We start from the raw sequence: 20,043 nt of genomic DNA on the forward strand, positions 1-20,043 counted from the left end.
TTATCTGCCCAGATTAAGCGGCATGGCAAAAACCTGCGTCCAGTAGGCGTGAAACTCCGGTGACACGCCGGCCACGCGCTGATCGTCCTCCTGCCAGGCCATGGCAATGCCGGTTTCCTTGAAGGCGCACATCAGGATGTTCTGACGATGCCCCGGACTATTCATCCAGGCATCGAACACCTCTTCAGGGTCATCTGTATTGGCTTCTATATTCTCGCCGACCATCTGAAACACATAGCCGGTATCACGCACCCGCCTGCCGGGTGTCGAGCCATCCGGGGCATTGTGGTTGAAATAATGGCGCTCGGCCATGCCGCGGCTCTGACGCTCGGCGGCTTCGGACAGCCGCGCCTCAACGCGCAGGGGCTGGCAGCCATGACGGACACGCTCGGCATTGATCATGGCCAGCACGTCGGCCTCCGGACCGCGCGGCCTGGCATCGGCATGTGAGCAAACAAGGCCGGAACAGGCGGCCAGAAAAAGGGCAAGGGTACGCATACTTAAATTCCGATTGGGGAGTATCGGTGACGATGCGCCGGATCCGTTAACTTTTTCCAAACGCATAGCCTGACCGCGCCATTAAGGCTTTTCGCGGCGGCCAACAAGCCCTATAGCCAGCCCATGCTGATCCGTCCCGCTACTTCCGCCGACCACGACGCCATCTGGCGCATTATCGAACCCATATTGCGCGCCGGTGAAACCTATGCCCTGCCGCGCGACTGGGACCCCGAGACCGCCCTCACCTACTGGTTCGCGGCGCTGCACCAGGTTTTTGTGGCGGAAAGCCATGGCGAAGTCCTCGGCCACTATTTCCTGACGCATAACCAGAAAGGCGGCGGCGCTCACGTCGCCAATTGCGGCTTCATGGTCTCAGCAATAGCCACCGGCAGAGGCGTGGCCGGCGCCATGTGCACTCACGCCCTGCAAACGGCCAAATCGCAGGGCTTTCGCGCCATGCAGTTCAATTTCGTGGTTAGCACCAATGCGCGCGCCGTCGCCCTGTGGCAACGGATGGGCTTCGAGACCATCGGCCGTCTGCCCGGCGCCTTTGATCATCCACGCCTGGGTTATGTCGATGCCTTGGTGATGTATAAAGCGCTCTGATCACGCCTGATCAAATTTTTCCTTGCCCGGCTAACGCGGAAGTGAGCAAGCGTTAATTGGCGTATGCCCCCGACCGTGCGACCTTCCTCTCATGGTTTTTCGGGAGCATCACCATGAGCCTCAATCTGTTCAATGAAGCGGCGCGCAAGGCGTTTGTCGATCAGCACATGGCAGCCTTCAGGGCTGGTATACGCGAAGGCCGCGCCGCGAGGGAAAACCTTCAGACCCGGATCGAATCCATGACTTCGGTCCGCTTCGGTGAGGACGACAGGATCGCCCTGCGCGACTATCTGCGCAAGCTCTCATGGATGTATAGCAAGGGCGAAATCGACGAACGCACGACGCAACAGGGCCTGAACAAGGTAGTCATGGCCGCCGCCGCCAACAGTCCGGAAGTATTGAACTATATCCGCGCCTAAGCCCCGCGCCTGATCCTTTCCATCATATAGGAAAAATCCTGCGTCGCATGGCCCTGGTTGCACAGGGCCTCATAGAGCGCATGGGCGCGAGAGCCCAGCGGCGTATCGGCATTGGTCTGGGCCGCCGCCTGCATGGCCAGGCTTAAGTCCTTCAGCATCAACGAGGCGGCAAAGCCCGGCTGATAATCATTATTTGCTGGCGAGGTCGGCACCGGCCCCGGCACCGGGCAATAGCTGGTCATCGACCAGTTCTGACCGGACGCCTTCGAGGCGATATCGAAGAAGACCTGATCCTTCAGACCCAGCTTTTCCGCCAGGGCAAAGGCTTCGCAGGTGCCGATCATGGTGATGGCCAGCAGCATGTTGTTGCATAGCTTCGCCGCCTGCCCCGCCCCCGCAGCGCCGGCATGGATGACGACCTTACCCATCTGTTTCAGGATCGGTTCGGCACGCTCGAAAGCGTCTTTCGGCCCGCCGCACATGAAGGTCAGGGTGCCGGCCTTGGCGCCGGTCACGCCGCCGGAGACCGGCGCATCGATCATCGGGAAACCAGCCATTTCAGCCTGCGTGGCCACCTGGCGGGCGCTCTCGACATCAATGGTTGAGCAATCGATCAGCAAGGCGCCCTTCGGCGTGCGCTCCAGCACCTGCGAATAGACGGACAGCACATGCTGGCCGCCCGGGAGCATAGTGATCACGGCCTCAGCCCCTTCGCACGCCTGACCAAGGGAGGCCGCCCCTATGCAGCCATCGGCCACGGCCTGTGTCACCGCCGCCTCGCTGAGATCATAGGCGCGCACCGCGTGCCTGGCCTTCGCCAGATTGGCCGCCATGCCGGAGCCCATATGACCCAGGCCGATAAATGCGATTTTCATAGCGAAAGCTCCTCTGAAACCGGGGCAAACATGGCCTTTACCAGATTTTGCGATACGCCGGCCGGTGTTTCCGGCGACCATTTTGGCGCGTGATCCTTGTCCTCGATCACTGCGCGTACGCCTTCGGAAAAATCGTGGGTGCGGATAATATGGCAGGCGATGCGGTATTCCATGCGCATGATATCCTCGAAGGACGACATCTGCGCGCCGCGTCGCAATTGTTCGAGCGATACGGCCATGGACAGCGGCGAACGCGTCTTCAGGATATCGGCCTGCGCCGTGGCCCAGTCGTTATCGGCCATTTTCAGCGCCAGGCAGATATCGGTAATAGTCGGCCTTGAAAAGCAATGATTGATTGTATCGAGATGCTCGGCATAGGCCGGTATTTTGGCCGCCTCGGCATAATCGGCCAGGACCGCATCCGGCGCTTCGCCCGCCAGAATCCGCGCCTTCACCTCCGGCAATTTTTCGGAGGCGACAAAATGCGTGGCGATGCCCGCCGCCAGCACATCCCGGCCCTTCAGTCGCGCGCCAGTAAGCGCCAGCCAGGTGCCCAGTTCGCCCTGCAGACGCGGCAGAAACCACGATCCGCCGACATCGGGGAAGAGGCCGATACCCGTTTCCGGCATGGCGAACAGCGTATGTTCCGTGGCAATACGATGCGAGCCATGAATGGAGATACCGACACCGCCGCCCATCGTCACCCCATCGAGGCACGCAATATAGGGTTTGGGAAAGCGCTTGATTTGGGTGTTGAGCGTATATTCGATGCGGAAGAAGTCCTCGCCGGCCTTTCCATCCTGGCGACCGCTTTCAGCCACCATGCGGATATCTCCGCCGGCGCAGAAGCCGCGTGTGCCCTCGGCATGGTCGATCATCAGGAGTTTCACACGGTCGTCAGTCGCCCATTCGGCCAGGGCCTCGCTCATCATTCGGCACATATCGGTATTGAGCGCGTGCAGGGCCTGCGGACGGTTGAGCGTGATCCGGCCGATGCCGTTCTCGATACGGATAATAACGTCCATCACTGATCTTTCAGCATGTCGCGCGCGATGATGACGCGCATGATTTCATTGGTGCCTTCGAGGATCTGATGGACGCGCAGGTCGCGCACAATGCGCTCGACGCCATAGTCATGCAGGTAGCCATAGCCGCCATGGATTTGCAGGGCCTCATTGGCCACTTTCGAGCCGGTGTCGGTGACGAAGCGCTTGGCCATGGCGCACCATTTGGTGGCATCCGGTGTACCCGCATCCAGCCGCGCAGCGGCTTCATAGAGCATGGCGCGCGCCGCCTGAATTTCGGTCTCCATGTCGGCCAGCTTGAACTGTGTCACCTGAAACTCATTAATATGCCTGCCGAACTGGCTGCGCTCGGCAGCATATGACCGGGCGCGATCAAGGGCATCCTGCGCGCCGCCTAAGCTACAGGCCGCGATATTGAGTCGGCCGCCATCCAGTCCCTTCATGGCGAATTTGAAGCCCTCGCCTTCCGCGCCGATGCGGTTTTCCGCCGGGATGCGGACATTATCGAACATCACCTGCCGGGTCGGTTGCGCATTCCAGCCCATCTTCTTTTCATTGGCACCGAAGCTCAGGCCCGGCGTCTCCTTCGGCACGACAAAGGCGGAAATCGTCTCGCCGGTTTTTGCCATCACCACATAGATGTCCGATGTGCCGGCGCCGGAAATGAACTGCTTCGAGCCCGCGAGCACATAGGTCTCGCCCTCAGCCTCGGCACGCGTCTTCATAGCGGCCGCGTCGGAACCGGAGCCAGGCTCGGTCAGGCAATAGGAGGCGATCAGTTCCATCCCCGTCAGCTTTGGCACGAAGCGCGACCGCAGATCAGTCGAGCCGAAGCTGTCGATCATCCAGGTACACATATTGTGAATGGAAAGGAACGCGGCCGTGGCGATGCAGCCGCGCGAGAGTTGTTCAAAGATCAGCACGGCATCGAGACGGCTCATGCCCGATCCGCCATGTTCTTCCTGAGTATAGATAGCGGCGAAGCCCAGTACCGCCGCCTCGCGCATCACATCGACTGGAAAGTGCTTGTACGCATCCCATTCGCCCGCATTGGGCCGCAGGCGGTCATAGGCGAAGCGCTGCGCCGCTTCCTGAACCATAAGCTGGTCGTCGTCGAGTGGCATTGTGATCCCTGTTCTATTTTGAACACCCGTTGTCTCGCGGGTTTACGTACAAGTTATTGCTTCGCAATCGGCCAGAGCCTGCGCCACCAACTCTTTTGCATATTGTGGAAAGTGCGATAGCGATGCGAGATGACAGGCTTCAACGTGTCATAAGTCTCCCATGTATCTGGAACATGATATAGTGTTGAAAACGTCGCTCCGACAGATTTCGCATAATCGATATAGTAGCCTTGATCCCCATAATAGGACGCAGCAAAGCGATTTCCCTCGTCATTCAGATCAGCATCAATAAACTTCTCATCCGATGCCTTATTGAAAATTCCACCCGGTGTACCCCTTCGCCTTTTGATAGCTTCAAGCGCGTCTGCTTCTTCAAGAATTTCATCACCGGCGAGGCCATTTTCCCAACACCAGACAGCAAACATTGCGATGTGCGTAACACCGGCCGAAGGCGGCAAGTCAGCCGGAAAATCACCCCCATAATGCCAAGACGCATCGTCATACTTCATGACTTAACTCATCGTCGGAATAACAAACGCCTGGTCGCCAATATCGCCGTCCGGCCAGCGCTGAGTGACCGTCTTGACCTTGGTGTAGAATCGCACACCATCCTCGCCATACTGGTTCATGTCGCCGAAGGCTGAGCGCTTCCAGCCGCCGAAGCTATGATAGGCCACCGGCACCGGGATCGGCACATTGATGCCCACCATGCCGACATTGACCTTCGCCGCGAACTCACGCGCCGCCAGGCCGTTGCGCGTAAAGATGGCCACGCCATTGCCGTAGTCATGTTGGGACGGCAAGGCTGCCGCCTCTTCCAGGCTTTCGGCGCGCACCACCTGAAGCACCGGCCCAAAGATTTCCTCCCGATAGGTCCGCATGTTCGGTTTGACGTGATCGAACAGGGTCGGCCCGATAAAGAACCCCTCTTCATGACCCTGCAATTTCAGCCCCCGGCCATCGAGCAGCAATTCCGCTCCCTCATCGACACCCATCCGGATATAGTTTTCCACCTTGGCCTTGTGGGCGGCGGAAATCACCGGCCCATAATGTGCTTCGGCATCGGTAGAAATGCCCACCTTCAGCCCCCGCGCGGCGTCAATCATCCGCTCGATAAAGGCATCCGCCGTCTTTTGGCCCACCGGCACCGCCACCGGCAGGGCCATGCAGCGCTCGCCAGCCGAACCATAGGCCGCGCCGACAATATCCTTCACCACCTGATCGAGATCGGCATCCGGCATGATGATGCCGTGGTTCTTGGCGCCGCCCATCGCCTGAACGCGCTTGCCGTGCGAAGCACCCGTGGCATAGATATACTGGGCGATATCCGACGAGCCGACGAACGACACGGCCCTGATATCCGGATGGGTGATCAGGGCATCGACCGCCACCTTATCGCCATGGACAACCTGGAACACGCCTTCGGGCAGCCCAGCCTCGATCAGCAGCTCGCCAAGACGCACCGGTACGGACGGGTCTTTTTCCGAAGGCTTGAGGATAAAAGCATTGCCGCAGGCCAGGGCCACGGCCGACATCCACAGCGGGATCATGGCCGGGAAGTTGAACGGCGTGATGCCGGCCACCACGCCCAGAGGCTGGCGCATCGAATAGACATCGATGCCCGGCCCGGCGCCTTCGGTATAATCGCCCTTCAGCAGATGCGGAATGCCGCAGGCGAATTCCACAACCTCAAGCCCGCGCTGGATATCGCCCTTCGCATCGGCGATGACCTTGCCGTGTTCGGAGGACAGCAGATGCGCCAGTTCCTCCATATTCTGCTCGATCAGCGCCTTGAAGGTAAACATCACCCGCGCCCGTCGCTGCGGGTTCATTGCCGCCCATCCAGCTTGCGCCTTCGCAGCCTTTTGTACCGCATCATCGATCTCGGCGGCCGTGGCCAGGGCCACGCGCGCCTGGATCTGGCCGGTATTGGGATCGTAAATATCGCCGAAACGACCTGACGCGCCTGTTACAGACTTGCCGTTTATGAAGTGGGAAATCTCGCGCATCAGGTGCCTCACAATCGTGGAGTTAAGCGGCCTCGGTCACTTTGGTCCTGGCCTTTGCCGCGGCGATCTTATCCCGCGCCATCGAATCGGCAACCACATTTGTGATCACATTCGCGCTTTTTGCCCTGGCGAAAATATCCGCCAGGCGCGGGCCAATGGCATCAACCTGCGCCTGGATATGCGCTTCGTCATTATGGCCGGAGATTTCACCCGCCACCATGATGATGCCGCCGGCATTGATCACATAATCCGGCGCATAGAGAATACCGCGCTCCCCAAGGATCACCCCGGCCTGCGGCGTCAATAGTTGATTGTTGGCTGCGCCCGCCACGATGGTGGCCTGAAGCTGCCGGACCACATCCTCGCTGATCGCGCCGCCGAGCGCGCAGGGCGCCACGACATCGACCGCCTGCAAAAGGATATCCTTCACCGGCACGCTTTCAGCCCTGAAGCGATCGCGCATTTCGCTGACACGTTCGGCGTTAATATCGGCCACCACCAGCCTGGCGCCCAAGTTGAACAGTTCCTCGCACAGATAGCTGCCGACATGCCCAAGCCCCTGCACAGCCACACGGATACCTGCCAGGTCCGAACGCCCCAGCCTGGACTTGACCGCGGCTTCGATGCCGACACGCACGCCGCGCGCTGTGAAGGGCGAAGGATCGCCGCCGGACTTGCCGATGGCCGCATCAAGCCCCGACACATAACCGGTGGTGCGCGCCACGATCTTCATGTCGGCCACCGAGACCCCGACATCCTCGGCGGTGATATACTGGCCATCGAGGCTATCGACTGCACGCCCAAAAGCTTCCAGAACGGCTTCCCGACGATCTGGGAGAACCGGACCCAGAATAACTGCCTTGCCCCCGCCCATCGGCAGATTGGCCATGGCGTTCTTGTAGCTCATCCCGCGTGACAGGCGCAGCGCATCACCCAGCGCGGCCACGCCGCTGTCATAGGCCCACAGGCGGCAACCGCCGGCCGCCGCACCCAAGGCGGTGGAATGGACGGCGATAATCGCCTTCAGGCCGGAGGCGGCATCCTCCACCATGAGGACTTTTTCGTGGGCGTCGTAATCGGGATGGTCAAACATCTTTTGTTTCCTTGAACTCAGGCATTGGGTGTGTGGCATTATGTGGAAGATTGGGGAGCCTGGAGACCAGCCCGCCGCCTAGCGCGCTGGTTCCGGCGAAAGGCATGTTTGCCTGTCAGGTCCGTTCCCGGGCCATGACCGGAGCCGGCGCCGAGCGGAGAGCCCCGGCGGCCATAATCCGGCACGTCTGTTTCCGCTGGCGTCGCATGAGCGTACATGGCGGTGTCCCTGTCTTATATAGTTGCGTTAGAGACTAGGCGCGTTTCAGGAGAAAGTGTTTCCGAACTATCGCCACAAAGAGATTGGCACGGGTGAAACTATCTGCGATAATGAGCAAACAAAGAAAAATATTTTGCTGCAGGGCAAAAAGACGCAATGAACAAGAATAAAGCCGGCCATTCCCTGGATGAAATCGATCGCAAAATCCTGCGCCTGCTGCGCGCCGACGCCCATCTGACCACGCAGGAAGTGGCGGATAAGGTGGGCCTGTCCCAGACCCCCTGCTGGTCACGCATCAAGCGGCTGGAGGAATCGGGCGTGATCGCCGGCTATGTCGCCCTGCTCGATCCTGAAAAGATCGGCCGCCCTTTATCTGTGATCGTCGAGGTCAATCTCGATCAGCACGATGACGAAAAGATCGAGACCTTTTCCCGCCATCTGGCACAACTGCCGGAAGTGACCGACGCCTATCTCACCACCGGCGAATATGACTATGTCATCATTGCCGCAGTCGAGAATACCGAGGACTATGAAGGCTTCCTGCGCAAGCGCCTGCTGAAATTTCCCGGTATACGCCACGCACGTTCCACCTTCTGCCTGCGCCGCCTGAAACGCGATCCGTCACCATCCCTGTAAAAGCGAGCCGCCCGCCCCACCTTCCCCAACCGCGCGATCTGCGGTAAGGTGAAGCCGCCCGGTCCATCGGGCTCATCGCTTCAGCAGAAGGCGCCGCTCCATGATCGTTCGTACCGGATTTCTGATTACCGCTGGCCTTGTCACCACCCTTGCCCTGACCGCCTGCGCCACGGATGCGCCGCAGGCTTCGGTCGATGCGGGCGCCCCTGCAGCCACTTCAGGAGAGCCGCCAAAAACCCTGGTTGGCACCTGGCAACTGGTGCAGTTCCAGCCGAATGATGCGGGGGCGGCGCCGGTGAAACCCGACGCGCCCGACAAATACGAACTGACCTTCCTGAGCGGCGGGCGAGCGGCCATGAAGGTCGATTGCAACCGCGCCACTGCCATCTGGGAAATGACCCCGACCGACGGCACCCACGGCCACCTGACCTTCGGGCCGCTGGCCATGACCCGCATGGCCTGCCTGACACCGGGCCTGGACACCAAATGGGAACTCAATGCCAATTCCGTTGCGGACTATAGGGTGGACGGCGATACCCTGTCGCTCGGCCTCGAAGGCGGCAAAGGCACCTACACCTGGTCACGTAAACCGGAATAATCAGCCCTTCGCCACAGTTTCCAGCGCCAGGGCATGGAGCGGACCGCTCAGCAGGTCCGCCAGTGCCTTGTTAACCAGTTGGTGCTGACGCACGCGCGGCAAGCCATTGAAGGCATCCGATACGATACGCGCCCGGTAGTGATCGCCGTCACCGGCCAGGTCGGTAATGGTGATTTCCGCTTCCGGAAAGGCCGCTTCTATGCGGGCCTGAAGATCGCTTTGCGCTATGGCCATGACAAGTGTTCCTGAAAATCCTGCGCCCCTTTAACCGGTTTCCATCAATTTGGGTAGGGTTTTGGCGGTTTGGGCAGGGTCTCAGTCAATGCATGTCCCGCCCGTTACCTAATTTATTCAGCCCGCGGCGTCGCAAAGACGGACGCCCCCTTTCCGCTGGCTCAAATTTATCAATCACACACCCTAAAAGTCTGGGCTGAACGCTTAACGGCCTTTAATGCCGAAGCCCCCTGCATCCCCTATAGAGAGCGCAGGGCATGTCAAACCGTATCATAATGGTCACTCATTCGGGGTTTTTCAGACACGCATTTTCCCCCGCAAGATGCAATTAACCAAATAACACTATGGTCCATAACAGTTTCAACGGAGCCTCCTCTATGCGTACCCCCTTCCGCCGGACACACCGGACCTTTATCGCCGCCGCCAGCCTGATGGCCCTGACCTTTGCCGTTCCGGCCCTGGCCCAGCAGGTGCCGCCGGATGTTCAGGCGAAAATCGACGCCATGCAGGCGCAGATCGATGCCCAGCAGGCGCAGCTCAATGCCCTGAAATCGCAGATTGCCACGCAATATAATGCGCCGGTCGCGGCACCGATTGCGCCCGCCCCGTCCGTGGCCGCAGCGCCAGCTAAGCCGGTCGCGCCTGCCGTCACCGCAACGCTCAAGAACGGTTCGCCGATGCTGGCCTCCAGCGACGGCGCCTTCACCTTCAACATCAAGGGTCTGTTCCAGGCCGATGCCGCCACCTACAATCAGGACAGCAACCTGCCCGCCGCCGTCACGGCTCGCGACCTCAACAGCGGCACCAATATCCGCCGCGCCCGCGTCATCTTCAACGGCAAGATGTTCAGCGATTTCGATTATAACCTGACGTTCGACTTCGGCGGCGCCGGCGCCGAGGATGTCGGCCGCGTCCACGAAGCCTGGGTCCAGTATTCCGGCTTCAAGTCGGCCAAGTTCCGCGTCGGCGAATTCGCTCCCAGTGTCGGCCTGGCCGATGCCGGTTCGCAAGGCGGCTCTGCCTTCCTCGAACGTCCGGCCGCCGCCGAAATGGCCCGTAATGTCAGCGCCGGCGACACACGCATGAGCATCGCCGCCTTCAATGCCAGGGATCGCTACCTGTGGTCGTTTGCTGTTACCGGCAACACCATGTCATCGCTCAATACGGCGGCCAGCGGCTTCAACACCGTCAATAATGACGAGCAACTGGGCATAGCGGCCCGCATCGCCGGCACACCGGTTAAAACTAAGGATGCGCTGATCCATGTCGGCCTGAACTATTCCGGCATTATCAATCCCGCCGATACCGGCGCCGCGGCGGCGACCCGCTATCCGGTTCAGTTGCGTGAGCGTCCGGAACTGCGCGTCGATGCTACCCGCCTGGTCGACAGCGGCGCCATCAATGCGGATTCGGCCTCTGTTACCGGTCTTGAATTCGGCGCCCAGTACAAGAGCCTCTTCCTGCAAAGCGAAGCCTTTGATTACCGTATCGAACGCCTGAATGCCGCGACCGGCGTCACCAACCCGAAATTTACCGGCTGGTATGTCGAAGGCGGCTGGGTGCTGACCGGCGAAAGCCGCAAGTACAATACCCAGACGGCGGCCTTTGATGGCGTTACGCCCGCGGCCAATTTCGATCCGGCCTCCGGTCACTGGGGCGCCTTCGAACTGGTGGCGCGCTATTCGACGCTAGACCTGAACTATCATGACCAGGCCGCGCTCGCCGCCGATCGTATCCGGGGCGGTCAGCAGGATATCACCTCGCTGGGTCTCAACTGGCAGCTTACACCCACGGTCCGCTTCCTCTTCCAGGGCCAGAGCGTCGAGGTCAAACGCCTCAATGCCGCCGGCGACCCAATCGGCCAGGATTACACGGCCTTCGCCGTCCGCAGCCAGTTCGGCTTTTAATCAAGCCTGAGACTTGCAAAGGCCCGGTGATCAGACGATCATCGGGCCTTGTTTTGCTTCGTTTTGGACAGCCCGATGTTTACCAGAACCATTCTCTTCCGGCTTGTCTATCTGACGGCCTTGTGCCTGCCTCTTGGCACGCCCGCCTTAGCCGGTGATGTTCAGGTGGCCGTGGCCGCCAATTTCACCGAACCGGCCAAGGAGATCGCCGCCGCTTTTGAAAAGAAAACCGGCGATCACGTCGTCATGAGCTTTGGCTCTTCCGGCGCCTTTTACAGCCAGATCCAGCAGGGCGCGCCGTTTGAGGTCTTCCTGAGCGCCGATGCCGAGCGCCCGACCAGACTCGAAGCTGAAAACCTGGGTGTCAAGGGCAGCCGTTTTGTCTACGCCTACGGCACCCTGGCCCTGTGGAGCGCCACGCCCGGTTTGGTCGATAACAAGGGCGCCGTCCTGAAAAAAGGGAATTTCCAGCATATCGCCATCGCCGATCCGGCGGCCGCGCCCTATGGCCTGGCGGCGGTCGAGACCATGAAGAAACTCGGGCTTTACGATGCCCTGTCGCCGAAGATCGTCAGGGGCAGTTCCATCGCCCAGACCTATGGCTTTATCGACAGCGGCTCGGCCGAACTGGGCTTCGTGGCCTTGTCACAGGTCTATAAGCAAAACAAGGGCTCGCGCTGGAACGTGCCAGCCGCCTTCTATACGCTAATCGACCAGCAGGCCATCCTGCTCGCGCCCGGCGCCAATGATCCAGCAGCCAAAGCCTATATCGCCTTCCTGAAAAGCCCGGAAGCGGTTAAGATCATCAAATCCTACGGCTACGCGGTTCACTGAAAGGCGCCATGACGGATCTTGCCAGCGCCCTTCATGTTACCGTTCTGCTCGCAACGGTCACCACACTGTCCCTGCTGGTGATCGCCACGCCGATCGGCTGGTGGCTATCGCGCAACCGTAGTTTATTCAAGGATATCGTCACCGCCGTTGTCGCCCTGCCGATCGTGCTGCCCCCTACAGTGCTGGGCTTCTACCTGCTGGTCGCCATGGGGCCGAAAAGCCCGCTGATGGACCTGCTGCATCCGTTTGGCATCCGCACCCTGAACTTCTCCTTCGCCGGGCTGGTGATCGGCTCGATCATCTACTCCCTGCCCTTCGCCATCCAACCGATCCGCAACGCCTTTGAAAGCCTGGGCCAGCGCCCTTTCGATGTCGCCGCCACCCTCCGCGCAACACCGCTCGATACCTTTTTCACCGTGGCCCTGCCGATGGCGCGCAAGGGCTTCCTGACGGCCGCCCTGCTCGTCTTTGCCCATACGGTCGGTGAATTCGGCGTGGTGCTGATGATCGGCGGCGCCATTCCCGGCAAGACCGAGGTGGTCTCCATCCGCATCTGGCAACTGGTCGAGCAACTCGACTGGCCCAATGCGCACCGGCTGGCGGGCGGTCTGCTGATTTTCGCCTTTATTGTCCTGCTCTCTCTGCTGCTGATTGACCGCCGCTGGAGCCAAAGGCATGATTGAGGTTTCACTCAAAGGCATGACCGGCAGTTTTGGCCTGGATGCCAGCTTTTCCGTTCCGGCACAGGGCGTCACCGCGATCTGGGGACCATCCGGCTCCGGCAAGACGACCTTGCTGCGCGCCATTGCCGGCCTGACCCGGCTCGAAGGCCATGTAAAAATTGGCACGGATATCTGGCAGGACGGACAAGGGTTCGTGCCCGTTCATAAACGTCGCATCGGTTATGTTTTTCAGGAAGCCTCTCTGCTGCCGCATATTTCGGTGCGCGGCAATCTCGATTTTGCCCTGAAAAGAAACGGCGGCCACACCATCGATTTCGACGGGCTGGTCGACCGCCTGAAACTGCCCCCCCTGCTCTCTCGATCAGTGCACAAACTCTCGGGCGGCGAACGCCAGCGCGTCGCCCTGGCGCGCACCCTTATGAGCGCGCCCGAAATTCTGCTGATGGATGAACCCCTGTCCAGCCTCGACGGCGAGGCCAGGGCCGAAATCGTGCCGATGATCGCGTCGCTTTCGCGCGATACCGGCCTGCCCGTTCTCTATGTCAGTCATGACGCCTATGAGGTCGAACGGCTGGCGGACCGGGTTCTGCGGATGAGCAAGGGACGGATAATCGAGACGCCGGACACCGTCTTCAATGCCAATCTGGACGGCCTCTGCGAAGCCCAGGTCCGCGCCCTGGCAGAAGCCGCGCTCAAAGCCGGCATAAAGGTTTAGCTGACGAACTGCTCGGCCAGCACACGCTCGTCATAGCCGTTGCCGGCATCGAACAGCAGGGTCGCCTTCAGGTCTTCCGCCTCGGCGATATCGACGCTGATGACATCGCGCACGTCATAGGTATCGGCCGCCGCGCTGATCGGGCGCTTCTCGACCTCCAGGGCCTCGATCCGCACCTTCGCCGTGTGCGGCAGGATGGCGCCGCGCCAGCGCCGGGGGCGGAAGGCGCTGATCGGCGTCAGGGCCAGGGCCTTGGCGGTCAGGGGGATGATCGGCCCGTGCGCCGACAGGTTATAGGCGGTGGAACCGGCCGGCGTCGCCACCATGATGCCGTCGCAGATCAGTTCGTCCAGCCGCACCTTGCCGTCGATCAGGATACGCAGCTTGGCCCCCTGGTGCGACATGCGCAGCAGCGACACCTCATTGAAGGCCAGCGCCGTATGCTCGGTGCCGGCACGGGTGCGCGCGGTCATGCTGAGCGGACTGATCAGGGTGCTTTCGCTCTTGAGGATACGCTCCAGCAGGTTGTCTTCGGCATAATCGTTGAGCAGGAAGCCGACACTGCCGCGGTTCATGCCGAAGATCGGTATCTGCGCCTTGAGATATTTATGCACGGTCTGTAACAGGAAACCGTCACCGCCCAGCGCCACGACCACATCCGGATTGGCGGCGGCGCCGTATCGCGCCTTTAAACGCGCGCAGGCTTCCTGCGCTTCGGGGCGGTCTGAGGCGGTGAAATCGAGGCGAAGTGACATCCGGGCCGTTGTGACGGTGAATTTGCGCCTATCTAAGCCGGTTTTAGCCGATAAGTCTAAGCAAATCAGAGCGCCTGATCGATCAGTACGGCTAACCTGCGGCGCGCCTCGGTGGCTGACAGACCGAAAATCGACAGGACCAGGGGCCTCTGCCCCTCCGTCATTTGCGGTGCCGCCTCATAGGCGGCCTGCCAGACCGCCAGGATGTGCAGGAATACAGCGCGATCGAAACCAGCGGCGCAACAGGCCAGGGCCAGCGGCACGGCCGATTCCGACGCCAGAACCCGGCCCAGGCCAACCGTGTCAAGCTTCAGACGCCGGGCCAGTTCGCGCACGAAACCCGCCGCCTCTCCGCCCCGCACCAGGGCAATCAGTTTGAGATTGCCGTGCGCCTGTCCGTTGCCATAGCTCAGGCGAAGCTGCGACTTGGCGACGGGCAGACCCTCATGCGCCAGGATGGCGGCGCGGATGTCGGGATTTTCAGATGCGCGTCTCGCAAAGGAAAGCTGGTCTTCCTCATCGAATGACAGGGCCGGATTACGGATAAGCGCCGCCATTACCCTGTCATTGTTCGTGCGGATCAGGGCCTTGATCACCTTCCAGTCAAGGCCGGGACGCGCGGCGATCAGGCGATGGTGCGCTTCTCCACTCGCCGCGATCAGGGCCAGAAGCGCCTGCGGCGTCAGGGCCGGCAGCGAGGCGCGGAGTAAAGGCGCCGCCAGACCGACCGGCATCCGGCACAGACGCACCACCAGATCCTCGTCTGAGCGGATCAGGTCACTAGGTGAAAGCTCAGCCGCCTCATGGGTTTCACACAACGCTGGCCGCGCGGCCAGGGCGAGCCCAGCATTACGGAAATCATGCCGCACAGGCCCTTCCGGCCGCGCTACGCTCAGTTGCTGCGAGCCAGGCCTGGTTTCCGATAAAATGGCGAGCGGCTGGGCGGACAAGGGCGTGGAAAGACCTGAAACGGATAGAATCGTGGTGAACGGAGTATGACAAAACAGGGTGAAGACTTGCTTAATAACCAGGACATGACACCGGCAGCTCAACCGCAAGTTAAGATAATAACGTTATGTTTGAAAAATGTGGGCGGTATTAAGGTTGTCTCAATTGACAGCCGCTAGGATAGGTTTCTGTTCAGTGTACCCATAAAAAGGACATCCATGTCCGATACGTCTCAGGAAACCCCCAGGGCACCGATATCCGAGTTGGCCAGTGCCAGCCCTGCCGCCATGCCGATGTCCGGCAGACGCGAGGCGCTTATTATCGAGCATGATGACGCGGTCGAAATCATCGAGCGCCTGAGGGAAACCCATGTCGATATCAATGGCCACACCTTCCTTCTGAAGCTAGACACCCTGATTGTTCGCTTAGGGGCCAAGTGGGAAGACAAGCGCGAGCAGGTTTTCGATCACCTGAAGCTGGCCTTTGAGCGCGCCCATCCTGAACCCAACTGGTGCATCCCGATCAATGAGGATTGCTGGCTCGGCATGTTGCCTGAATCCGGCTCCCGCAAGGCCGCCCTCTTCATGGCCGAGACCTGGCGCGAACTCTGCGGTTTCTTCGTCGGCGACATGTCGGCTCTGGAAATTCCGCTTTATGATGTTCTCGCGGAGGATGTTGACCGTCTTTCGCTGAAAAAGATCGATCTCGCTACCTATTTTCCATCCGGCGATGCCGAAAGCGCCCCGATCAAGGCCCGTCATGGTTTTTCCGGTGACGACTCAAAAGCTGACGGCGGCTCATCCGCCGGACAGCGGCCGCTGATCGTCGCCACCAGCCTTTCCCATGCCGGCCGCAATCTCAAGGTCGCCAGTTCGATCGAGCCCCTGTTCGAGATGAAGAAGATGGTCCTGATCGGCCATCGCCTCGAATCGCTGGTGATGGAAAACCTCGACAATACCCTGCTCGACCGCAAGGCCCTGGCCAATCTCGACTGGGGCCTGCGCGAAATGGTCGATATTCTGAATATCGACCAGGGCCTGAAACTGCTGAAACTGCGCACCCCTGAACAGCGCAAAATGATGATGGTGGTGCCCGCCGCCTTTTCGACCTTCGCCTCGGCCCGGGCGCGACAGAGGATCACCCAGGAGGTCCAGAAGGCCGCCATGGAAATGGGCCTGAAAGTCCTGTTCGAGGTTCGCGGCCTGGATGGCGTGCCGCCGCACCGGGTGCTGGAAATTGTGTCCCTGATCAAACCCTTCTGCATGACCGTTGTCGGCTCCGTCAGCCCTGACCGCAAGGTGATTGCCGGTCTGGCGAAATGCGGCCTGTCGGGCGTCTGCGTCGAATATGACGGCGCGAAACGCGACGAGGACAATCTGCGCGACTATCTCGGCGCCCTTGCCGCCGCGGCCAAGGTGTCCGCCGGTGCCTGTATGGTTCAGGGGTTCGACAACTACCGCCAGATGGCCGTGGCGCGCCTCGCCGGTGTCACCCACGCCAGTATGCGCACCGCCGCCCTGATGTCACCCAGGTCACCGACACCTGCTGTAACGGAAGACGCCGGAAGCTAAACCTCCGGCGCCAAACCGTAATTGAAAATCATTTAAGATCAGGCGGCTGTGCGTGTCAGCCCATCGCCGGCGGTTTCCGCCGCACGCTGCCAACGGCGTCCCTTGCTGTCGCGGTCAAGACGCTCATAAAGATAGATCAGGTCTTCACGCGGCGCAAAAGGCACCTGGGTCAGGAAGCGTTCGATCAGGCGCTCCTGCATCCGGACCGGATCGAGATGACCGGCTTCGGCCTGGAGCATATGAAAGGTCTCGACCGCCATGCGGAAGGTCTGGAACATGCGTGCCGGCAGGCCGGCACGATCATAGATGGCGCGCAGGCCCAGGGCGCCGGCGTCATGCACCATCAGCCAGGTGCGCTCATGCGGCACCCCCGAAAGCTCGGCCAAGGCGTGCTCAAAGAAGCTGATATGCCCCCGCGCCAGCGCCCGCAACATCAGCGATGGCGTCAGGCGGCCGGAGATCATCAGATGATGCGCCAGTCCCTGCGGATCAAAGCTGGCGCCGGCCTGGTCTGCCATGTCTACCGTGGCACGCTCCTGCGTGGCGTTGACTATTTCAACAGCCGTTTCCGGTGAAATCGCGTGCTGCGAAATCAGTTGCTCACGCAGGGCCGCGCTGACGACATTGACGAGGCGTTCGCTGATGGAAACCGGCAGGGTCTTGCGATTGACCAGGACGCTGTGCAGCACTTCCGACGTGCCGAAGCGGTCCATGACCCGGTTCATGCCGCCTTCGGAAAACCGGGCATTGTCATTGGCGCAGGCGATCACAACGGCTTCCTCGACGCCATTATCGGCCAGGGACAACGTAACGACCTCCGACAGCGTCTCACGCTTGGCGATGGCGATCTGGCGCACCGGCCCGCCCGAACGGATAATATCGGCCAGGTCTTCATCGGTAAAAAGCGGCGAATGGGTCAGGACCGGCACCGATACGGTGATTACGTCCTGCGCCAGTTTCAGGGCGACATCGTGCGGCAAAAGCTCGGACGTGCGCAGGGTTACGGCCAGCGCGCGGCGCACCAGTTCGGCGGCGTCCTGAGCCAGCATACGGATGATTTCCTGCGCGGCCCGGCGGTCCCCTTCCGACAAACCGCCGCGCTCCATGACCCGGCAGATCTTGTGCGTGGCGACCGCGCGATCATCGGCGTTTTCGCTGCGGACCAGGCGCTGGATATCCAGGTCGGACAGACTGGCGCGCTGAGTGAGAATATTACCGGCGGTCATAAGGCGAATCCTTGCGAAAGGCTTGAAAATACAGTGTCGCGCCGGAATCCTAATGAAACCTTTATCCGCACGGTTGCCGCCCTGTTTACCATGATAAATAAGGCGAAAAGCTCGCCCTGACGGCGCCCCCTCCGTTTCCGGCAAGGGAATCAAACGCGCTCCGCCTTTCACAAAACCACATCAAAAATTTACATCCCGCTCCCAAAGGTAACCGGGCGGCAACGAACACCTGTTACACTCGGCCGCATGAACGCGTTCAACCCTAACCTGTCTCGCACGCCGGCCCCGCTTCCACGCGGAGCCTCACGCGATTCCGTCGTGCTCGATTACGGCCTGATCGCGCAGTGGCGGCTGGCGCCTTACGCGCTCGGCTTCTTCGGCATGGGGCTGCCATTGTTCCTGTGGACGACACAGGTCGCCCTGCCCGTGTGGCTGACGGGCCTGTTCATGCTTCTGTTCATCATCAACTGGACGGTCTTCATGATCATGAAGGGCCAGACGGCGCGCCGCATGACGCCGGTGCCCGTGCCGGATGCCGCCATCCGCCGCGCCCTTATCCGCGAACGCCTATGGCGGCAGTGGCTGGCGGGCGGGCTATGGACCCTGACCCTTCTGGCCATATCGCTCAGCATCGGCGCCGGTCCCCATACGGCCACCCTGCTTCTGCTCTGCGCCGGCGCGGCGGTGGGCATCATCTTTTTCAGCGCGCCGGTCCTGCTTTTCCTGCTGACCCTGGGGCCGCTCGCGGCGGCCGGGCCGGTTTTTGCCCTCTATCATCTCGATTCTTCCGGCACATTGGCTCAGCCAATGATCGGCGGCATGGCCCTGGCCCTGGCCATGGCCTTTATCCTCAACCGCCACATGCAGGAACATTACCTGCTGGAGAACGCCCAGCTCGATGCCGCGCTGGAACGCGAAGCCATCCGTGCCGACACCGAAGCCCTCAATGAAGCCAGGGTGGCCCTGATGGAAACCCTGTCACGCGAGGTGCAGAGCGGCCTGAAAGGTGTCGAGCAGAACCTGCTGCAGGGCCTTACCCACCTGACGCGGGCCCCGGCGCCGCGTCAGTATGTTGACGCCGCCCTCGCCGAAATTACCCATCTGCAAACCATACTGGTCACCACGCTGGATAACGATACCGCCGCCGCCGGCCAGATTGAGATTGACCTGCAACCGCTGGATATCGAGTTGCTCGCAGAGCGCCTGATGGCGCAGTTCGCCGATCTGGCCCGCACCAGGGGCCTGGCTATTACCTGCAATATGCAGGGCCTGCCGACGGAGGGCGCCGTTCGCGGCGATGAACACCGCGTCGAACAAATCCTGGCCCATCTGCTGAGCAATGCCCTGCTTTATACCCAGCAGGGCCGGGTCGAACTAAAACTGCTCCATCTGCCCGAAGGCTATCTGCGTATCGAAGTGGTCGATTCCGGTCCGGGCCTCAGCGAGGATGAACTGGCCCTGGCCTTCGCCCCGCACAGCCGTATCTTGCGGACCTCCTCCGGTCATTCGGGCGCCGGTCTGGGCCTCAGCCTGTCGCGTTCCTTGAGCGAACTCATGGGCGGCCGCACCGGCGCGGAAAGCACGCTCGATGTCGGCTCTAAATTCTGGCTCGATCTGCCTTTCGACAGGCACGCCAAGGCGCCGCCGCGCCCGGCCGAGCCGGAAGTCGATGAAACTGCACCCGACCATTCCCTGCGCATTCTGCTGATCGCCAATGACAGCCTGCGCGCGGCGCAATTGCGCGATGTGCTGGAGCATCAGGGCCACAAATGCCTGACATCGACCACGCGCGAGCGCGCCCTGACCCTGGCCAGGAAAGCGCCGGTCGATGCCTGCCTGATCAGCACCGGCCCTTTCGAGGCGCTGGAAGACGCCGCCAACCGCGAAAAGTTGGCGGCCTGGCTTGAGAGCCTGCGCGCCACACAAGCCGACGCCCATCTCAATATTATCGCCCTGCTGCCGGATGGCCTGCAGGCCGAAGCCCTGAGCGAACTGGGCGTCCGCGCATTGCTTATGCCGCTTAACCGGGAAGCCCTGGTCCGTGCGCTTGCTTAAAGCTGGACCAGCC

At 60.9% G+C, this 20,043-nt stretch carries 21 protein-coding genes; 10 read left to right on the top strand and 11 right to left on the bottom strand.

All coding sequences use genetic code 11. The annotated features are described in order from the left end of the window. Window positions 1-498: a CAP domain-containing protein gene (locus tag BLO49_RS04145; RefSeq protein WP_170828197.1), complete on the bottom strand. Its 498-nt coding sequence runs from the start codon at window positions 496-498 to the stop codon at window positions 1-3. Between the two features lie 123 nt (window positions 499-621). Here BLO49_RS04145 and BLO49_RS04150 point away from each other — a divergent pair, with 123 nt between their 5' ends. Both BLO49_RS04150 and BLO49_RS04155 read left to right on the top strand, forming a co-directional pair. Beyond that, window positions 622-1,104 carry a GNAT family N-acetyltransferase gene (locus tag BLO49_RS04150; protein ID WP_090644537.1) on the top strand — a complete coding sequence of 161 codons (483 nt, stop codon included), beginning with the start codon at window positions 622-624 and terminating at the stop codon, window positions 1,102-1,104. Window positions 1,105-1,217: 113 nt separating this feature from the next. After that, window positions 1,218-1,523 carry a hypothetical protein gene (locus tag BLO49_RS04155; protein WP_139159614.1) on the top strand — a complete coding sequence of 102 codons (306 nt, stop codon included), beginning with the start codon at window positions 1,218-1,220 and terminating at the stop codon, window positions 1,521-1,523. On the opposite strand, the gene mmsB is transcribed toward BLO49_RS04155, so the two are convergent. The 6 genes from mmsB to BLO49_RS04185 are packed head-to-tail and all read right to left on the bottom strand — an operon-like array spanning window position 1,520 to window position 7,649. Continuing rightward, a complete protein-coding gene (gene mmsB, locus BLO49_RS04160; protein ID WP_090644542.1) occupies window positions 1,520-2,398 on the bottom strand; it encodes a 3-hydroxyisobutyrate dehydrogenase in 879 nt (292 codons plus the stop codon). The genes BLO49_RS04155 and mmsB overlap by 4 nt on opposite strands. After that, window positions 2,395-3,423: an enoyl-CoA hydratase/isomerase family protein gene (locus BLO49_RS04165; RefSeq protein WP_090644545.1), complete on the bottom strand. Its 1,029-nt coding sequence runs from the start codon at window positions 3,421-3,423 to the stop codon at window positions 2,395-2,397. The genes mmsB and BLO49_RS04165 overlap by 4 nt, the downstream gene beginning before the upstream one ends. Then, the gene (locus tag BLO49_RS04170; RefSeq protein WP_245678905.1) at window positions 3,423-4,553 is read right to left on the bottom strand and encodes an acyl-CoA dehydrogenase family protein; all 1,131 of its coding nucleotides are present in this window, start codon (window positions 4,551-4,553) and stop codon (window positions 3,423-3,425) included. The genes BLO49_RS04165 and BLO49_RS04170 overlap by 1 nt, the downstream gene beginning before the upstream one ends. Before the next feature lie 47 nt (window positions 4,554-4,600). Then, window positions 4,601-5,056, bottom strand: coding sequence for a DUF7832 domain-containing protein (locus BLO49_RS04175; RefSeq protein WP_181444852.1), 456 nt, complete (start codon window positions 5,054-5,056; stop codon window positions 4,601-4,603). A 3-nt stretch (window positions 5,057-5,059) separates the two neighbouring features. Continuing rightward, a complete protein-coding gene (locus BLO49_RS04180) occupies window positions 5,060-6,556 on the bottom strand; it encodes a CoA-acylating methylmalonate-semialdehyde dehydrogenase (protein ID WP_090644549.1) in 1,497 nt (498 codons plus the stop codon). 22 nt (window positions 6,557-6,578) lie between these two features. After that, window positions 6,579-7,649 carry a Leu/Phe/Val dehydrogenase gene (locus BLO49_RS04185; protein ID WP_090644551.1) on the bottom strand — a complete coding sequence of 357 codons (1,071 nt, stop codon included), beginning with the start codon at window positions 7,647-7,649 and terminating at the stop codon, window positions 6,579-6,581. 375 nt (window positions 7,650-8,024) lie between these two features. Here BLO49_RS04185 and BLO49_RS04190 point away from each other — a divergent pair, with 375 nt between their 5' ends. Continuing rightward, entirely contained in the window at window positions 8,025-8,504 is a 480-nt protein-coding gene (locus tag BLO49_RS04190; protein ID WP_090644553.1) for an Lrp/AsnC family transcriptional regulator, read from the top strand. 100 nt (window positions 8,505-8,604) lie between these two features. Then, on the top strand, window positions 8,605-9,102 hold the full coding sequence (locus BLO49_RS04195) for an META domain-containing protein (RefSeq protein ID WP_090644556.1): 498 nt from the start codon (window positions 8,605-8,607) through the stop codon (window positions 9,100-9,102). Here the strand turns inward: BLO49_RS04195 and BLO49_RS04200 are convergent, their stop codons facing one another. After that, a complete protein-coding gene (locus tag BLO49_RS04200; protein WP_090644557.1) occupies window positions 9,103-9,336 on the bottom strand; it encodes a BolA/IbaG family iron-sulfur metabolism protein in 234 nt (77 codons plus the stop codon). 377 nt (window positions 9,337-9,713) lie between these two features. Here BLO49_RS04200 and BLO49_RS04205 point away from each other — a divergent pair, with 377 nt between their 5' ends. The 4 genes from BLO49_RS04205 to BLO49_RS04220 all read left to right on the top strand — a co-directional run bounded on the left by BLO49_RS04205 (window position 9,714) and on the right by BLO49_RS04220 (window position 13,475). Then, window positions 9,714-11,243 carry an OprO/OprP family phosphate-selective porin gene (locus BLO49_RS04205; RefSeq protein ID WP_090644560.1) on the top strand — a complete coding sequence of 510 codons (1,530 nt, stop codon included), beginning with the start codon at window positions 9,714-9,716 and terminating at the stop codon, window positions 11,241-11,243. A gap of 75 nt (window positions 11,244-11,318) precedes the next feature. Beyond that, on the top strand, window positions 11,319-12,077 hold the full coding sequence (modA, locus tag BLO49_RS04210; protein ID WP_090644562.1) for a molybdate ABC transporter substrate-binding protein: 759 nt from the start codon (window positions 11,319-11,321) through the stop codon (window positions 12,075-12,077). A gap of 8 nt (window positions 12,078-12,085) precedes the next feature. Then, window positions 12,086-12,760: a molybdate ABC transporter permease subunit gene (gene modB, locus BLO49_RS04215; protein ID WP_090644565.1), complete on the top strand. Its 675-nt coding sequence runs from the start codon at window positions 12,086-12,088 to the stop codon at window positions 12,758-12,760. Further along, complete coding sequence (locus tag BLO49_RS04220; RefSeq protein ID WP_090644568.1) at window positions 12,753-13,475, top strand: molybdenum ABC transporter ATP-binding protein; 723 nt, start codon at window positions 12,753-12,755, stop codon at window positions 13,473-13,475. Before modB ends, BLO49_RS04220 begins: the two co-directional genes overlap by 8 nt. On the opposite strand, the gene BLO49_RS04225 is transcribed toward BLO49_RS04220, so the two are convergent. Next, window positions 13,472-14,230: an NAD kinase gene (locus tag BLO49_RS04225; RefSeq protein WP_090644570.1), complete on the bottom strand. Its 759-nt coding sequence runs from the start codon at window positions 14,228-14,230 to the stop codon at window positions 13,472-13,474. The two genes, BLO49_RS04220 and BLO49_RS04225, sit on opposite strands and share 4 nt — an antisense overlap. 65 nt (window positions 14,231-14,295) lie before the next feature. Further along, window positions 14,296-15,099, bottom strand: a complete 804-nt coding sequence (locus BLO49_RS04230; RefSeq protein ID WP_170828198.1) for a DUF2336 domain-containing protein — start codon at window positions 15,097-15,099, stop codon at window positions 14,296-14,298. Between the two features lie 297 nt (window positions 15,100-15,396). Between BLO49_RS04230 and BLO49_RS04235 the strand changes: the two genes are divergently transcribed. Next, window positions 15,397-16,749, top strand: a complete 1,353-nt coding sequence (locus BLO49_RS04235; RefSeq protein WP_245678852.1) for a hypothetical protein — start codon at window positions 15,397-15,399, stop codon at window positions 16,747-16,749. A gap of 38 nt (window positions 16,750-16,787) precedes the next feature. On the opposite strand, the gene spbR is transcribed toward BLO49_RS04235, so the two are convergent. After that, the gene (spbR, locus tag BLO49_RS04240) at window positions 16,788-17,975 is read right to left on the bottom strand and encodes a SpbR family protein (protein WP_090644575.1); all 1,188 of its coding nucleotides are present in this window, start codon (window positions 17,973-17,975) and stop codon (window positions 16,788-16,790) included. Window positions 17,976-18,221: 246 nt separating this feature from the next. Here spbR and BLO49_RS04245 point away from each other — a divergent pair, with 246 nt between their 5' ends. Continuing rightward, complete coding sequence (locus BLO49_RS04245; RefSeq protein ID WP_090644578.1) at window positions 18,222-20,030, top strand: ATP-binding response regulator; 1,809 nt, start codon at window positions 18,222-18,224, stop codon at window positions 20,028-20,030. Window positions 20,031-20,043: the final 13 nt, after the last annotated feature.

Origin of the sequence: Asticcacaulis taihuensis (assembly GCF_900100255.1) — a bacterium.
Lineage (GTDB): Bacteria > Pseudomonadota > Alphaproteobacteria > Caulobacterales > Caulobacteraceae > Asticcacaulis > Asticcacaulis taihuensis.

Bases quoted from the DNA above. Each gene is read 5' to 3' on its own strand.
- BLO49_RS04145 (WP_170828197.1), bottom strand. From the start codon at position 498: ATGCGTACCCTTGCCCTTTTTCTGGCCGCCTGTTCCGGCCTTGTTTGC.
- BLO49_RS04150 (WP_090644537.1), top strand. From the start codon at position 622: ATGCTGATCCGTCCCGCTACTTCCGCCGACCACGACGCCATCTGGCGC.
- BLO49_RS04155 (WP_139159614.1), top strand. From the start codon at position 1,218: ATGAGCCTCAATCTGTTCAATGAAGCGGCGCGCAAGGCGTTTGTCGAT.
- mmsB (WP_090644542.1), bottom strand. From the start codon at position 2,398: ATGAAAATCGCATTTATCGGCCTGGGTCATATGGGCTCCGGCATGGCG.
- BLO49_RS04165 (WP_090644545.1), bottom strand. From the start codon at position 3,423: ATGGACGTTATTATCCGTATCGAGAACGGCATCGGCCGGATCACGCTC.
- BLO49_RS04175 (WP_181444852.1), bottom strand. From the start codon at position 5,056: ATGAAGTATGACGATGCGTCTTGGCATTATGGGGGTGATTTTCCGGCT.
- BLO49_RS04180 (WP_090644549.1), bottom strand. From the start codon at position 6,556: ATGCGCGAGATTTCCCACTTCATAAACGGCAAGTCTGTAACAGGCGCG.
- BLO49_RS04185 (WP_090644551.1), bottom strand. From the start codon at position 7,649: ATGTTTGACCATCCCGATTACGACGCCCACGAAAAAGTCCTCATGGTG.
- BLO49_RS04190 (WP_090644553.1), top strand. From the start codon at position 8,025: ATGAACAAGAATAAAGCCGGCCATTCCCTGGATGAAATCGATCGCAAA.
- BLO49_RS04195 (WP_090644556.1), top strand. From the start codon at position 8,605: ATGATCGTTCGTACCGGATTTCTGATTACCGCTGGCCTTGTCACCACC.
- BLO49_RS04200 (WP_090644557.1), bottom strand. From the start codon at position 9,336: ATGGCCATAGCGCAAAGCGATCTTCAGGCCCGCATAGAAGCGGCCTTT.
- BLO49_RS04205 (WP_090644560.1), top strand. From the start codon at position 9,714: ATGCGTACCCCCTTCCGCCGGACACACCGGACCTTTATCGCCGCCGCC.
- modA (WP_090644562.1), top strand. From the start codon at position 11,319: ATGTTTACCAGAACCATTCTCTTCCGGCTTGTCTATCTGACGGCCTTG.
- modB (WP_090644565.1), top strand. From the start codon at position 12,086: ATGACGGATCTTGCCAGCGCCCTTCATGTTACCGTTCTGCTCGCAACG.
- BLO49_RS04220 (WP_090644568.1), top strand. From the start codon at position 12,753: ATGATTGAGGTTTCACTCAAAGGCATGACCGGCAGTTTTGGCCTGGAT.
- BLO49_RS04225 (WP_090644570.1), bottom strand. From the start codon at position 14,230: ATGTCACTTCGCCTCGATTTCACCGCCTCAGACCGCCCCGAAGCGCAG.
- BLO49_RS04235 (WP_245678852.1), top strand. From the start codon at position 15,397: ATGTCCGATACGTCTCAGGAAACCCCCAGGGCACCGATATCCGAGTTG.
- spbR (WP_090644575.1), bottom strand. From the start codon at position 17,975: ATGACCGCCGGTAATATTCTCACTCAGCGCGCCAGTCTGTCCGACCTG.
- BLO49_RS04245 (WP_090644578.1), top strand. From the start codon at position 18,222: ATGAACGCGTTCAACCCTAACCTGTCTCGCACGCCGGCCCCGCTTCCA.